The sequence below is a fragment of the Gemmobacter aquarius genome (genome assembly GCF_003060865.1).
In the GTDB taxonomy this organism is placed as follows: domain Bacteria; phylum Pseudomonadota; class Alphaproteobacteria; order Rhodobacterales; family Rhodobacteraceae; genus Paragemmobacter; species Paragemmobacter aquarius.
The window spans coordinates 1,177,809-1,191,084 of the sequence record NZ_CP028918.1 but is presented as its reverse complement, the minus strand read 5'-3'; the positions used below and the strand labels follow the sequence as shown (position 1 = coordinate 1,191,084).

At 64.7% G+C, this 13,276-nt stretch carries 11 protein-coding genes; 6 read left to right on the top strand and 5 right to left on the bottom strand.

Annotated elements, in window-relative coordinates; translation table 11 throughout:
* Positions 1 to 7 precede the first annotated feature (7 nt).
* Genes glmU through HYN69_RS05745 form a run of 3 tightly spaced genes read left to right on the top strand, consistent with a single transcriptional unit; the run spans position 8 to position 3,993 of the window.
* On the top strand, positions 8 to 1,360 hold the full coding sequence (gene glmU, locus HYN69_RS05755) for a bifunctional UDP-N-acetylglucosamine diphosphorylase/glucosamine-1-phosphate N-acetyltransferase GlmU (RefSeq protein WP_108434909.1): 1,353 nt from the start codon (positions 8 to 10) through the stop codon (positions 1,358 to 1,360).
* Positions 1,361 to 3,178: a glutamine--fructose-6-phosphate transaminase (isomerizing) gene (gene glmS, locus HYN69_RS05750; RefSeq protein WP_108434908.1), complete on the top strand. Its 1,818-nt coding sequence runs from the start codon at positions 1,361 to 1,363 to the stop codon at positions 3,176 to 3,178.
* On the top strand, positions 3,175 to 3,993 hold the full coding sequence (locus HYN69_RS05745; protein WP_230426500.1) for a DNA alkylation repair protein: 819 nt from the start codon (positions 3,175 to 3,177) through the stop codon (positions 3,991 to 3,993). The genes glmS and HYN69_RS05745 overlap by 4 nt, the downstream gene beginning before the upstream one ends.
* 7 nt (positions 3,994 to 4,000) lie before the next feature.
* Here HYN69_RS05745 and HYN69_RS05740 read toward each other — a convergent pair whose 3' ends face one another.
* Positions 4,001 to 4,294, bottom strand: coding sequence for a hypothetical protein (locus tag HYN69_RS05740; RefSeq protein WP_159082367.1), 294 nt, complete (start codon positions 4,292 to 4,294; stop codon positions 4,001 to 4,003).
* 226 nt (positions 4,295 to 4,520) lie between these two features.
* Between HYN69_RS05740 and moaA the strand changes: the two genes are divergently transcribed.
* The 3 genes from moaA to HYN69_RS05725 all read left to right on the top strand — a co-directional run bounded on the left by moaA (position 4,521) and on the right by HYN69_RS05725 (position 8,127).
* Positions 4,521 to 5,534, top strand: a complete 1,014-nt coding sequence (gene moaA / locus HYN69_RS05735) for a GTP 3',8-cyclase MoaA (protein WP_108434906.1) — start codon at positions 4,521 to 4,523, stop codon at positions 5,532 to 5,534.
* A 234-nt stretch (positions 5,535 to 5,768) separates the two neighbouring features.
* Positions 5,769 to 7,124 carry a cytochrome ubiquinol oxidase subunit I gene (locus HYN69_RS05730; protein ID WP_108434905.1) on the top strand — a complete coding sequence of 452 codons (1,356 nt, stop codon included), beginning with the start codon at positions 5,769 to 5,771 and terminating at the stop codon, positions 7,122 to 7,124.
* 4 nt (positions 7,125 to 7,128) lie between these two features.
* A complete protein-coding gene (locus HYN69_RS05725) occupies positions 7,129 to 8,127 on the top strand; it encodes a cytochrome d ubiquinol oxidase subunit II (RefSeq protein ID WP_108434904.1) in 999 nt (332 codons plus the stop codon).
* Here the strand turns inward: HYN69_RS05725 and HYN69_RS05720 are convergent.
* From HYN69_RS05720 to argE, 4 genes are all read right to left on the bottom strand, one after another.
* Positions 8,124 to 9,290: a M20 aminoacylase family protein gene (locus HYN69_RS05720; RefSeq protein WP_108434903.1), complete on the bottom strand. Its 1,167-nt coding sequence runs from the start codon at positions 9,288 to 9,290 to the stop codon at positions 8,124 to 8,126. The genes HYN69_RS05725 and HYN69_RS05720 overlap by 4 nt on opposite strands.
* Before the next feature lie 55 nt (positions 9,291 to 9,345).
* Positions 9,346 to 10,599, bottom strand: a complete 1,254-nt coding sequence (locus tag HYN69_RS05715) for an Hsp70 family protein (RefSeq protein WP_108434902.1) — start codon at positions 10,597 to 10,599, stop codon at positions 9,346 to 9,348.
* A 115-nt stretch (positions 10,600 to 10,714) separates the two neighbouring features.
* On the bottom strand, positions 10,715 to 12,058 hold the full coding sequence (locus HYN69_RS05710; protein ID WP_108434901.1) for an NAD(P)/FAD-dependent oxidoreductase: 1,344 nt from the start codon (positions 12,056 to 12,058) through the stop codon (positions 10,715 to 10,717).
* On the bottom strand, positions 12,058 to 13,266 hold the full coding sequence (gene argE, locus HYN69_RS05705; RefSeq protein ID WP_230426499.1) for an acetylornithine deacetylase: 1,209 nt from the start codon (positions 13,264 to 13,266) through the stop codon (positions 12,058 to 12,060). The genes HYN69_RS05710 and argE overlap by 1 nt, the downstream gene beginning before the upstream one ends.
* Between the last annotated feature and the right edge of the window lie 10 nt (positions 13,267 to 13,276).

Genomic DNA, 13,276 nt, shown 5'->3' with positions numbered 1-13,276 from the left:
GGGCAGCATGCAGGTTTCGCTGATCATTCTCGCCGCAGGGCAAGGAACACGGATGAATTCCGACCTGCCCAAGGTGCTGCACCGTTTGGGCGCAGCACCGCTGTTGCATCACGCGATGTCGGCGGGCCAATCGCTCGACCCCGAACGCATCGTCGTCGTCACCGGCCACGGCGGCGAGGCAGTTGCAAAAGCCGCCCGCGCATTCGACGACTCCGCCCTCACCGTGCATCAGGCCGAACAACTCGGCACCGCACACGCGGTCTTGCAGGCCGAAGCGGCGATGGCGGGGGCCAGCGGCCATGCCATCGTGCTATACGGCGACACCCCCTTCATCCGCCCCGAAACCCTGCAAGCCATGCTCGACGCCCGCGAGCGGCACGCGGTTGTCGTGCTCGGCTTCCACGCCGCCGATCCGGGCCGTTATGGCCGCCTGATCGCCCAAGGCGAAGCGCTCGAACGAATTGTCGAATTCAAGGACGCCTCGCCCGAAGAACGCGCCATAACGCTTTGCAATTCCGGCGTAATCTGCGCCGAGTCTGAAACCCTGTTCAAGCTGTGCCACGCGGTCGGCAATGCCAACGCGGCAGGCGAATACTACCTGACCGACATCATAGCCCTCGCTCGGGCGCAGGGGCTTTCCGCAGGCCTCGTGCTCTGCGACGAAGCCGAAACGCTTGGCGTCAACACCCGCACCGAACTCGCTGCCGCTGAAAGGCTGTTCCAGACCCGCGCCCGCGCCGAGGCGATGGAAAACGGCGTCACCCTGACCGCCCCCGAAACCGTGTTCTTCGCGCTCGACACCACAATCGGCCGCGACACGATCATCGGCCCCAACGTGGTCTTCGGCCCCCGCGTCACCATCGAATCCGACGCCGAAATCAAGGCCTTCTGCCACCTCGAAGGCTGCCACATCAGCCGTGGCGCCGATGTCGGCCCCTTTGCCCGCCTGCGCCCCGGTGCCGAATTGGCCGAAGGCGTCCATGTCGGCAATTTCGTCGAGATCAAGAACGCCATCCTCGACGAAGGCGTCAAGGTCGGCCACCTGTCCTACATCGGCGATGCCGACGTCGGCGAGTTCACCAACATCGGCGCAGGCACCGTGACCTGCAACTATGACGGGGTGCTGAAACACCGCACCCGCATCGGCAAGCGCGCCTTCATCGGGTCGGACACCATGCTTGTGGCCCCCGTCAGCATCGGCGATGGCGCGATGACGGGCAGCGGTTCGGTCATCACCGAAGACGTGCCCGCCGAAGCCATAGCTCTCGGCCGCGCCAGGCAGGTCAACAAACCGGGCCTTGCGACCAAGCTCTTCGACCGCCTGCGCGCCCTCAAAGCCGCCAAGAAGGACGTAAAGTAAATGTGTGGAATCGTTGGCGTTCTGGGCAATCACGAAGCCGCCCCCCTGCTGGTCGAGGCGCTCAAGCGGCTTGAATACCGAGGCTATGACAGCGCAGGCATCGCCACCGTCAACGCAGGCAAACTCGACCGTCGCCGCGCGGTGGGCAAGCTGGTGAACCTGTCCGACCTTCTGGTCCACAACCCGCTGGCAGGCAAATCGGGCATCGGCCATACCCGCTGGGCCACCCATGGTGCAGCCACCGTCACCAACGCCCATCCGCACAAGGCAGGCCCTGTGGCAGTGGTCCATAACGGCATCATCGAGAATTTCCGCGATTTGCGCGCAGACCTCGCCGCCAGTGGCTACGCGCAGGAATCCCAGACCGACACCGAAACCATCGCCCTCCTCGCCCAACGCTTTATCGACAGCGGCATGACGCCAATCGAGGCCGCCCGTGCCACCCTGCACCGCCTGCACGGCGCCTTTGCGCTTTGCTTCCTGTTCGACGGTTACGACGACCTGATGATCGCCGCCCGCAAGGGCAGCCCGCTTGCCATAGGCCACGGCGCGGGCGAGATGTTCGTCGGCTCCGATGCCATAGCACTCGCCCCCATGACCGACCGCATCACCTATCTGGAAGAGGGCGACTGGGCCGTCATTACCCGCAAGGGCGCGGAAATCTTCGACCAAGCCGACCGCCCCGCCCCCCGCCCCGAAACCCGCATCCAGATTGCGGCGAACCGCGTCGAAAAGGCCGGTTACAAGCATTTCATGGCCAAGGAAATCGCCGAACAGCCCGTGGTGATCGCAGATGCGCTGAAGCATTATACCACTGCCGAAGGCACGCTGCGCCTGCCCGAAGGCGTCGATTTCGCAAACGTCGACCGCATCACCATGGTCGCCTGCGGCACGGCATCCTACGCCTGCCATGTCGCGAAATACTGGTTCGAACAGATCGCGGGCCTGCCTGCCGAAATCGACGTGGCCTCCGAATTCCGCTACCGCGAACCGCCGCTCTCGCCGCAATCATGGGCACTTTTCGTCAGCCAGTCGGGCGAAACCGCCGACACGCTCGCAGCCCTGCGCTATGCCAGCGGCAAGGTCGCGCGGGTCGTGTCGGTCGTGAACGTGCCCACCTCCTCGATTGCCCGCGAAAGCGACCTGTCGCTGCCCATCCTTGCGGGCGTCGAAATCGGCGTGGCCTCGACCAAGGCCTTCACCTGCCAGCTCACCGTGCTAGCCCTTCTCGCGCTGAAAGCCGCCCTCGACCGCGGCCGCATCGATGCAGCCACGCTTGCCGGACACCTCCAATCCCTACGCAACCTGCCGGGGCTTATGAATCACGCCCTGTCGCTTTCGACCCCCATCGCCGCCATCGCCGACGACCTTGCAAAAGCGCAAGACATCCTTTTCCTCGGGCGCGGCGCGATGTTTCCGCTGGCACTGGAAGGCGCGCTGAAGCTGAAAGAAATCAGCTATATCCACGCCGAAGGTTACGCGTCGGGCGAGTTGAAACACGGGCCCATCGCCCTGATCGACGCCGCCGTTCCCGTGATCGTCATGGCCCCGCGTGACGCGCTTTTCGAAAAGACCGTGTCGAACATGCAAGAAGTCATGGCCCGTCATGGCAAGGTTCTTCTCATCTCCGACGCGCAAGGCGTGGCCGAGGCGGGGGCGGGCGCGTGGCGCACCCTGACCCTGCCCGACATGCCGCCAGTCTTTGCGCCGATCCTCTATGCGCTGCCCGCACAACTCCTCGCCTATCATACCGCCATCGCCAAAGGCACCGATGTCGACCAACCCCGCAACCTTGCAAAATCGGTGACTGTAGAATGAACGGAACCTGGATCGACGAACCGATGGACGAACCCGACGACAGGGACGCACTCGAAAACGGCGATACGCCCGAACTCGCGCAAACCGAAGCGGGCGAAACCGTATCCGAACCCCTGCCCGCACCGGTAATCCTGACCCCCGAAGCGCAAGCCGCGCTTGACCGGATCGAAGCCTTCGCAGACTCCGCCAAAGCGCAAGAGGCCGCCGAATACCACAAGGTCAAACGCCGCTACCTCGGCGTTCCCGTCCCGCAGATCGAGGACCTGGTGGCCGAGTGGCGCGCGGACCTGACGCTTGATGACCGCATATCGCTGGCCGCGGGCCTGTGGCAATCGGACGTGCACGAAGCCATGGTCGCTGCCGCCAAACTGCTGGCCCAGGCCCGCATGCGCCCTGACGATGCCGCATGGGCGCTGATCTGCGACTGGACCCTTGGCTTCAACGGCTGGGCCACCGCCGACCAAGCCACCACGTCAGGCCAGAAACGCCTCGTGGCCGTTCCGTCCCGCATCGACACGGTCGCCACATGGACGCAAAGCCCGAACATGTGGACCCGCCGCGCAGCATTGGTCATCACCCTGCCCTATGCCAAGATGAACTTCCCCAAGGACGCCGACCTCGCGATCCGCGAAACCGCGCTCGGCTGGGCGGCGGCTTACGTGACCGACCGTGACTGGTTCATCCAGAAAGCCATCGCATGGTGGGTGCGCGACCTGTCCAAACACAATGCCCCACGCGCCCGCGCCTTCCTCGACGCGCATGGCGAAGGCCTCAAATCCTTCGCCCGCAAGGAAGCGTCGCGGTTTCTGGCCTGATGGCGCGTTAGCCGGAATAGACCGTCACCTCGGGCAGGCCCGTCAAGGGCAGGCCCAGCGCGCGGAAGGCGGGAAGCGAAAGCTGCGCCGCCCCCGATCCGGGCAAAAGATCAACCGCAATCGACGCGCCCTCGTCGGTGACCACCCGCCCCCTTGCCGGGGCGGTCACCAATGACGACCGCAGCCAGAAACCTTGCTCCGTCGGATCGCCAAGCGATACGACGAAACTGCCCAGCTTCGCCCCGCCCTCGTCCCCCGCAGCCAGTGCAGCAGCCTTGTCTGCCGCGCTGGTCCGGTCCATCGCCTCGGCACTTTGTGCAAGCGCTGGACCAGGGCGACCCGTGACGGCAGGTGCAATTTCTGCAGGACGCCCCCTGACACGGTCAACGACCGCGCAGGCGGAAAGGGCAAACAGCAGCGGGAAAAGGATAAGGTTTTTCATACCCCGACCATAGTCTGACGCCCCCTTGCCTTCAACTGCCGCTTCCGCGCTTGCCGTTCCATCGGCAAGTTCCTAACTATGATGCATGGCCCATACCCCTGCACCGCTGATCGACCCTTTCGCCCGCCCGATTTCCTATCTGCGGGTCTCGGTCACCGACCGCTGCGATTTCCGCTGCGTCTATTGCATGTCCGAGAACATGACCTTCCTGCCCAAGGCCGACCTGCTGACCTTGGAGGAACTCGACCGGCTCTGTTCGGCATTTGTCAACCTCGGCGTCGAAAAACTGCGGATCACGGGTGGCGAACCCCTTGTCCGCAAGGGCATCATGACCTTCTTCCGCGCCATGTCGCGACATCTGGAAAGCGGGGCCTTGCGCGAACTGACCGTCACCACCAATGGCTCGCAGCTTCGCAAATATGCCGCCGAACTGGCCGACTGCGGGGTCAAACGCATCAACGTCTCGCTCGACACGCTCGACGCGCAGAAATTCGCCGACATCACGCGCTGGGGGCGGCTTGGTCAGGTACTCGACGGGATCGAGGCCGCCAAGGCCGCAGGCCTGCGTGTCAAGATCAACACCGTGGCGCTCAAAGGCTTCAACGAGGACGAGCTTTTCCCCCTGCTCGACTGGTGCGCCCGCGAAGGCCACGACCTGACCTTCATCGAGGTCATGCCGATGGGCGATCTCGGCAACGAAGACCGGCTCGACCAATACTGGTCGCTCAAAGACCTGCGTGCCCGCATCGCCGACCGCTTCGCCCTCACCGACCTTGACGACCGTACCGGCGGCCCCGCGCGCTATGTCCGCATCGACGAAACCGGGCAAAAGGTCGGTTTCATCACGCCGCTGACCCACAACTTCTGCGAATCCTGCAATCGCGTCCGCCTGACCTGCACGGGCGAACTTTACATGTGCCTCGGTCAGGAAGACATGGCTGACCTGCGCGCGCCGCTTCGCGTCAGCCCCGACGATGCCGTGATCGAACAGGCCATACGCAACGCGATCAGCCGCAAGCCCAAAGGCCACGACTTCGACTATTCGCGCCAATCCGTCACCGGCCAGATGACCCGCCACATGAGCCATACGGGCGGCTGAGCAACCACGCCTTTATAGGCTGCTCCTCCCCCTCCAGGGGGAGGGGGCTACGGCACGGTATAGGGACAAGACCTTATCCTACCGCTCCCCCAACCTGCCCCGCGGAACGCCGAACCACAGCTACGCGGGCTGGCTTGCGCCCCTAGCTTGCGCCCCTAGGGCAGCCTGTCGCAGGCACCTTTCAACCCAAGCGCACCGGCCTATATGCGCTTCAACGGTCAGGAAAGGTGCACCATGGATACTCTTTTGCTCTCGCGCATCCAGTTCGGCGCGAACATCTCGTTCCACATCCTGTTCCCGACCATAACCATCGCCCTCGGCTGGGTGCTGCTCTTCTTCAAACTCCGCTTCCAGATCACGCGTGATCGCAAGTGGATGGACCTTTACATGTTCTGGGTAAAGGTCTTCGCCCTGTCCTTTGCACTCGGCGTCGTCTCGGGCATCACCATGTCCTTCCAGTTCGGCACCAACTGGCCCGGTTTCATGGAAACCGTGGGCAATGTCGCAGGCCCGCTTCTGGCCTACGAGGTGCTGACCGCCTTCTTCCTCGAAGCCGTATTCCTTGGCATCATGCTCTTCGGGGCCAGCCGCGTACCGGTCTGGGTGCATACGCTCGCCACTTTCCTCGTCGCCTTCGGCACCACGATGAGCGCGTTCTGGATCATCGTGCTGAATTCATGGATGCACACCCCCGCAGGCTATGAACTGCGCGATGGCATCGTCTTTGCAACCGACTGGTGGGCCATCATCTTCAACCCGTCGATGCCCTATCGCCTTGTCCATATGCTGCTCGCCAGCGGCCTGACGGTGGCCTTCCTGATCGCGGGCGTCTCGGCCTATCGTCACCTCAAGGGCGAGCGTGATGCATCGGTCGCCAGCGGCCTGCGCTTTGGTCTGATCCTCGGCGCGCTGCTGATGCCCGTGCAGATCATCGCAGGCGACATGCACGGGCTGAACACGCTGGAACACCAGCCGCAAAAGGTCGCAGCGATGGAGGCCAACTGGGAAACCCGCGGTAACGTGCCGCTCGTCCTCTTCGCCCTGCCGGATCAGACCCTGCGCGAGAACCGGTATGAAATCTCGATCCCCTCGATGGCATCCGTAATCCTCAAGCACGATCCGGCAGGTGTCGTCCCCGGCCTGAACGATTTCGTCGCCGCCGACGGCACGGCGCTGCATCCGCCGGTCGCCCCCGTCTTCTGGTCCTTCCGCGTGATGATCGGCACTGGTGTTGCCATGCTCGCCGCGTCGTGGCTTGGCGTCGCGCTGATCTGGCGGCGCGGTGCGGATGCGCTGCCCCGGCCCTATCTGATGCTGCTCACCGCGATGACCTTCGCCGGATGGCTCGCCACTCTCGCGGGCTGGTATACGACCGAAATCGGCCGCCAGCCGTGGCTGGTGCAGGGCGTGCTGACCACCAAGGCCGCGGTGGGCGACATCGCAAGCGGCATGGTGCTGTCGTCGCTCCTTGCCTATATGGCGATCTACGTGGCGCTTCTGGCCGCCTATATCGGCGCGATCTTCCACTTGGCGCGCAAAGGGTCGGGCTTCCAGCCCGCAGTCACCCCCGCGCTGCAACCGGCGGAGTAGGCCAATGTTCACCGCCGAAGCCCTGCCCCTGATCTTTGCCGCGCTGATGGGCCTGTCTATCCTGCTCTATGTCGTGCTCGACGGGTTCGACCTTGGCGTCGGATTGCTTTTTCCCTTTGCCGATGTCGATGAACGCGACCGCATGGTCGCCTCGATCGGCCCCTTCTGGGATGCCAACGAAACATGGCTGGTGCTGGCCATCGGCATCCTGCTCGTGGCCTTTCCCGCCGCGCATGGCACGATCCTGACCGCGCTTTACCTGCCCGTCGCCGTCATGCTGATCGGGCTGATCCTGCGCGGCGTCGCCTTCGAATTCCGCGCCAAGGCGCCGGTCGCCCACAAGCGCCCGTGGGATGTGGCTTTCTGGGCCGGAAGCCTTATGACCGCCCTGTCACAGGGTTTCATGCTGGGCATGTATGTCATGGGCCTGCGCTGGGGCTGGGCCGAGGTCGCCTTCGCCACCCTCACGGCAGGCGCCCTCGCGGTCGCCTATAGCTTCATCGGCGCGGCCTGGACCATCCTCAAGACAGACGGAGATTTGCAACGCAAGGCCGTGTCTTGGGCGCGGGGCGGCATCTGGGGCGTGGTGCTGGGCATGGGGGCGGTATCGATGGCCACCCCGCTCGTGTCGCCGCGCATCTTCGACAAATGGTTCCGGTTTCCCGAAATCGTCACCCTTGCCCCTTTGCCGCTGATGTCGGGCCTGCTGGTCGTGTTGCTCTGGCTGTCGCTGCGCCGCCTGCCGACCCGCGACGACAGCTTTGCATGGTTTCCCTTTGCCGGTGCCGTGGTGCTGATGGTCCTCGGCTTCTTCGGCATGGCCTATAGCTTCTACCCCTATATCGTGCCGGAAAAGCTGACGATCTGGGAAGCGGCGTCCAGCACCGAAAGCCTGTCGATCATCCTTGTCGGCACGCTTTTCGTGTTGCCGGTGATCCTTGGCTATACCGTGCTGTCCTACTTCATCTTCCGCGGCAAGGCGACCCGGCTGTCTTACGACTAGGCGGTCGGCATGCGTGCCTCGACCATCCCCGCATACCAGCTCGCACCGAACGGGATCACGTCGTCGTCGAAATCATAAGCCGGATGATGCACCATCGCGGTGTCGCCATTGCCGACAAAGATATAGGCGCCGGGCCGTTCGTTCAGCATGAAGCTGAAATCCTCGGCCCCCATCAGCGGGGCCGTATCGGGGTCCACATTCCCCGAAACCGCCCGCGCCACCTCGACCGCATAACCGGTGTTCTCGGGCGCGTTCAGCGTGACCGGGTAGCCCCGCGCATAATCGACATGCGCGGTTGCGCCGAATGCCATCGCAACCCCCGCCACCAGTTCCGAAATACGCCGTTCGACGAAATCCTGCACGCTGTGGTCCATGGTGCGGACCGTGCCCTTCATCTTCACCACCTGCGGGATCACGTTATGCGCGGTGGAATCCGTAGCCACCGTGCAAACCGATACCACCACCTGCTTCAAGGGGTCGACATTCCGGCTGGCTATCGACTGCAGCGCCACGATGATCTGCGCCGCGACCAGCGTCGTGTCGATGCAGTCATGCGGCTTGGCGGCATGCCCGCCCTTGCCTGTGACCGTGATCTCGATCTGGTCGGCCGCTGCCATCAGCGCCCCGGGGCGGATCGCGAAATGGCCCACCGGGATGCCGGGCATGTTATGCATCCCGTAAACCTCGTGGATGCGCCAACGCTCCATCATGCCGTCGGCCACCATCTCGCGCCCTCCCCCGCCGCCCTCCTCGGCGGGCTGGAAGATCACCACCGTGGTCCCGTCGAAATTCCGCGTCTCGGCCAGATACTTCGCAGCCCCCAGCAGCATCGCCGTATGCCCGTCATGCCCGCAGGCGTGCATTTTGCCCTCGACCTTGCTGGCATAGGGCACCCCCGTCTGTTCGCGGATCGGCAAGGCGTCCATATCGGCCCGCAAACCCACCACGCGCCCTGCACTGTCGGTCCGCCCTTTGATCACTCCCACCACACCGGTGCGCCCGATGCCCGTCACCACCTCGTCGCAGCCGAACGAGCGCAGCAGTTCGGCCACCCGCCCCGCGGTGCGATGCACGTCGAACAGCAGTTCGGGATGCTCGTGGAAATCGCGCCGCCATGCGGTGATTTCGGGCAGCAGTTCGGCGAAACGGTTCTTGACGGGCATGGTCGCTCTCCTTGACCGCCCGATGCTGCGTCAAAGTCGCCCTGCCTTCAAGCCCTCAGCCAAACCGCCGGCGGGCATCGAGCGCAAGGCCCGTCCCGACCGACCCCAGCATATCACCCGTCGCCATCCGCGCCTGCGGCAAGGCAGCGGCAACGGTTGCCCGCAGAATGGGCAGTTGCGATGACCCGCCGGTCAGGAACACTGTGGCGATCTGGTCCGCCGTCAGCCCCGCATCGGCCACCGTCTCGTGGATCAGCCCTGCGATCCGCGCGACCGGAGCCTCGACCGCCGCCTCGAAACGGTCGCGCCGCGCCACAGGGTTCGGCCCGCCCGACATCGGCGCCAGCATCAGGCGCGAGGCGTCAGCCTCTGACAACTCGATCTTGACCCGCTCGACCTCCATCGCGACCGCATGGCCATGCCGCCCCGCGATCACCCGCATCATCCGGTCGATCAACTCGGGCCGGTCGGCCTCATGCCGCAGCGCCTTGAGGTCGCTTTCCGTGCGCGCCGTGTAAAGCGCGTTGATGCGGTGCCACGTGGCAAGATCGAGGTAGTAGTGCCGCGGCATGGTCCCCGAACCGCCTTTGGTGGGCGACAGATACCCCAGATGCGGCATCGCCTCGGCCAGAGATAGCAGGCGGTCGAAATCCGTCCCGCCCACCCTGATGCCCCCATTGGCAAGGATATCGCCCATCCGGTGGGCGGCCCGCGCCCGCTGGGGCGACAGGCGCAAAATCGAGATGTCCGACGTGCCACCCCCGATGTCGAAGACCAGCACCACCTCCTCGGCCGTCAACCCCTGCTCGTAATGCAGCGCGGCGGCGACAGGTTCATACTGGAACTCTACCTCGTCGAACCCGCAAGCCTTGGCGATCAGCGCAAGCGACTCCTGTGCCGCCATATCCCCTGCCGGATCGTCGTCGACGAAATGCACCGGCCGCCCGAATACCGCTTGCCGCAGACCCGGATGCGCCTGATCCAGCCGCAACCGCAAATGGCCGATAAACCGTTGCAGCACATCGCGGAATGTCACCGCACGGTTCCCCACCACCGTCCGCTCACCCAAAAGCGCAGACCCGAGCGTGCTTTTCAGCCCCCGCATCAACCGTCCCTCATCCCCGCCCAGATAGGCCGCCATCGCGGCCCGACCAAAGGACGCAGGCGCCCCGTCAGCTTCGAAAAACACGGCGGACGGCAGGGTTACATGCTGATCCTCAAGTGCGACCAGCCGTGCGCCGTTCGCATCGGCCAGACCCACGGTCGAATTCGACGTGCCAAAATCCAGTCCGGCGAACACCCCAGCCATGCGGCACCCCTGCTAGCAAAGGGCGCGACCTAACCTGCGCCACGCCTGCTGTAAACCCGGGAAAGAAACCAAGGCCGCACGTCCGAGGAGGAGCGGATAGCCCCCCATATGCAAGTTACAGCGACGGACCGGGCGCAAGTTTCGTTCCGTCGGAAAAGCGCGACAGACGGAGCCGCGAAAGGTCATGGCCGGGATCGCGCCCCGCGACCAGATCGGCGACCACGCGGCCCATGCCGGGGCCTATGCCGAAGCCGTGGCCAGACAGCCCTGTGGCGATGGTCAGGCCCGGAATGGTTGCGGCATGGTCGATCACCGGCACAACATCTGGCATGGTGTCGATCATTCCTGCCCATGCCTTGCGTAACAATGGCCTGCCGAGGGTGGGGAAGGCTTGGGCGAAATGACGTTGGACGGCGCCGATCGTTTCCATGTTCGGGGCGGGGTTTAGGATGCGGGTCTGCTCGAAGGGTGTGACTTCATCGGCGGACCAGCGCCGGCGGGTTGTCCATGCGTCCGGAAATCCGCGCGGCGCGGCGGGGCGAAAGCGGGTCGACCGAAAATCCTTTCGCGAGACAGGCAGGTAATCCAACAGGTTACGGAACGCATCGGGGCCGATGAAGAAGTCATGCCCGCTGCCCGGAGCAATCGAATAGCCGCCATCGGCGCGGCGCCGAAAGGCGAAATCGTCGTCGCAGGCATTGCCCGCAAAGACCTCGGCCATCGGTTCTGTCGCCGCGACCGAGGCCAGCACGGCGAGTTGCGGGATATGCACACCCGATGCACGCAAAAACACCGAAGACCACGCCCCCGCCGCCACGACCACGCGGTCACAGGCGATGCGGCCCTGTTCGGTCACCACCCCCGCCACACGACCCGCCGCCAGATCGAGCGTCCTGACCGCACAATTCTCGATGATCACCGCCCCGCGCCGGACGGCCCCTTCGGCCAGCATCGGCACCGCGACCCAAGGCTCGGCCCGCGCATCGGACGGGGTGAACAGCCCCGCCCGCCACGGCTTGACCGACCCTTGCAGTTTGCCCGCCACCGCATCGGCACCCAGCATGTCCAACTCCAGCCCCATCGCGGTCGCGGTCTTGCGCCATGCCTCGAAGCCCGCCACCTCGGCTTCGGTCTTGGCAAGGTAGAGCACCCCTTCCTGCCGGAACCCCAAGCCGTCGCCGAATTCCTGCGCCAGCGATTTCCAGAGGCGAAGGCTTTCCATCATGATCGGCAATTCGGCAAAGTCGCGACCCTGCTGCCGGATCCAGCCCCAGTTGCGGCTGGACTGTTCGCCCGCCACGCGCCCCTTTTCGCACAGGGTAACCCGCAGACCCTGTTCGGCCAGAAACCATGCGGTCATCACCCCCATGACACCGCCGCCGATGATTACCACATCGCAAGCCGCAGGCATCGGACCGGAAAACCGCACGGGTGCTGTTTCGTTGATCGGGAACCGCATCACGCCACCTCGGCCAGAAGCCGCTCCATAAAGGCCTGTCCTGCCGCGAATTCGGACAGTTCGATATATTCGTCGGCCTGATGCGCCTGCGCGATGTCACCGGGGCCGCAAACCACGGCGGAATAGCCCGCCTCCTTGAACTGCCCCGCCTCGGTGCCATAGGACACCACGCCAGAAGCGTTGTCTCCGGTCAGCCGCCGCACCAGCGCCGCAGCCTCGCCCTGCGCTTCCGGCTGCAAAGGGGGAACACCGAAAAAGCGTTCGACGTGAACGCCCGCGTCAGGATGCACGGCCTTGATCGCCGCATCCAGCCGCAACGCCTCGGACTCGAAAGCATCGGCCCAGTCTTCCATCGCCTCGCCTGGCACGACACGCATCTCGACCGCAAAGCGGCAGTCGCCTGCCGTGATGTTATGCGCGGTGCCGCCCGAGATCATGCCGACATGGAGCGTGGTGAAGGGAGGATCGAAAACGGCTGCCAAGGCGCTGCGTTCGCGCGCCATCGTCTCGGCATTGCGGTCATTGACCCAAGCGATCAGCCGCGCGCCTTCCATGATGGCCGACACACCGTAGGGCAGAAGCGAGGAATGCACTTCATGGCCCCGCACATGCACGTGAAATCCGGTGCCCCCCTTGTGCCCTTCGATCAGCTTCATGCGCGACGGCTCGCCGATCACGGCAACAGCGCCCTTGGGCAAGACCGCGCGCATCGCCTCTATCATCGGCGGCGCGCCGGTACAGCCGACCTCCTCGTCGTATGACAGCGCCAGTTGCAGGGGGCGCTTGACGCCGCGTCTGTGCGCCTCGACCAAGGCCCAGATCGCCAGCGCATCAAACCCCTTCATGTCGCAGGTGCCGCGCCCGTAAAGCCGGCCGTCGCGCTCTGTCACCCTCCACGGGTCCGATGTCCAGGCCTGCCCTGCAACCGGCACGACATCGGTATGGCCCGACAGCACCACCGCCCCCTCTTGCCATGGCCCGACATGGGCAAAGATCGCAGCCTTTGTGCCGTCGGGATGGTACTGCCTGTGCGCCGTGATCCCGTGGCTGTGCAGATAGCCCTCGACCCAATCGACAAGCGGCAGGTTGGTGTCTTGGCTGACGGTAGGAAAGGTGACGAGATGGTCAAGTATCTGGCGCGGTGACAAAGTCTCGGGCGGGGTCATGTTCTTGTCCTGTGCAGTCTGCGGGCAGGTTCGCCGCAGCATCGGGCAGCGT

Excerpts from the sequence above, each read along its gene's own strand:
- HYN69_RS05740 (WP_159082367.1), bottom strand. The coding sequence starts at position 4,294 with ATGGACCGGACCAGCGCGGCAGACAAGGCTGCTGCACTGGCTGCGGGG.
- argE (WP_230426499.1), bottom strand. The coding sequence starts at position 13,266 with ATGCTGCGGCGAACCTGCCCGCAGACTGCACAGGACAAGAACATGACC.
- HYN69_RS05730 (WP_108434905.1), top strand. The coding sequence starts at position 5,769 with ATGGATACTCTTTTGCTCTCGCGCATCCAGTTCGGCGCGAACATCTCG.
- HYN69_RS05720 (WP_108434903.1), bottom strand. The coding sequence starts at position 9,290 with ATGCCCGTCAAGAACCGTTTCGCCGAACTGCTGCCCGAAATCACCGCA.
- glmU (WP_108434909.1), top strand. The coding sequence starts at position 8 with ATGCAGGTTTCGCTGATCATTCTCGCCGCAGGGCAAGGAACACGGATG.
- glmS (WP_108434908.1), top strand. The coding sequence starts at position 1,361 with ATGTGTGGAATCGTTGGCGTTCTGGGCAATCACGAAGCCGCCCCCCTG.
- HYN69_RS05745 (WP_230426500.1), top strand. The coding sequence starts at position 3,175 with ATGAACGGAACCTGGATCGACGAACCGATGGACGAACCCGACGACAGG.
- HYN69_RS05725 (WP_108434904.1), top strand. The coding sequence starts at position 7,129 with ATGTTCACCGCCGAAGCCCTGCCCCTGATCTTTGCCGCGCTGATGGGC.
- moaA (WP_108434906.1), top strand. The coding sequence starts at position 4,521 with ATGGCCCATACCCCTGCACCGCTGATCGACCCTTTCGCCCGCCCGATT.
- HYN69_RS05715 (WP_108434902.1), bottom strand. The coding sequence starts at position 10,599 with ATGGCTGGGGTGTTCGCCGGACTGGATTTTGGCACGTCGAATTCGACC.
- HYN69_RS05710 (WP_108434901.1), bottom strand. The coding sequence starts at position 12,058 with ATGCGGTTCCCGATCAACGAAACAGCACCCGTGCGGTTTTCCGGTCCG.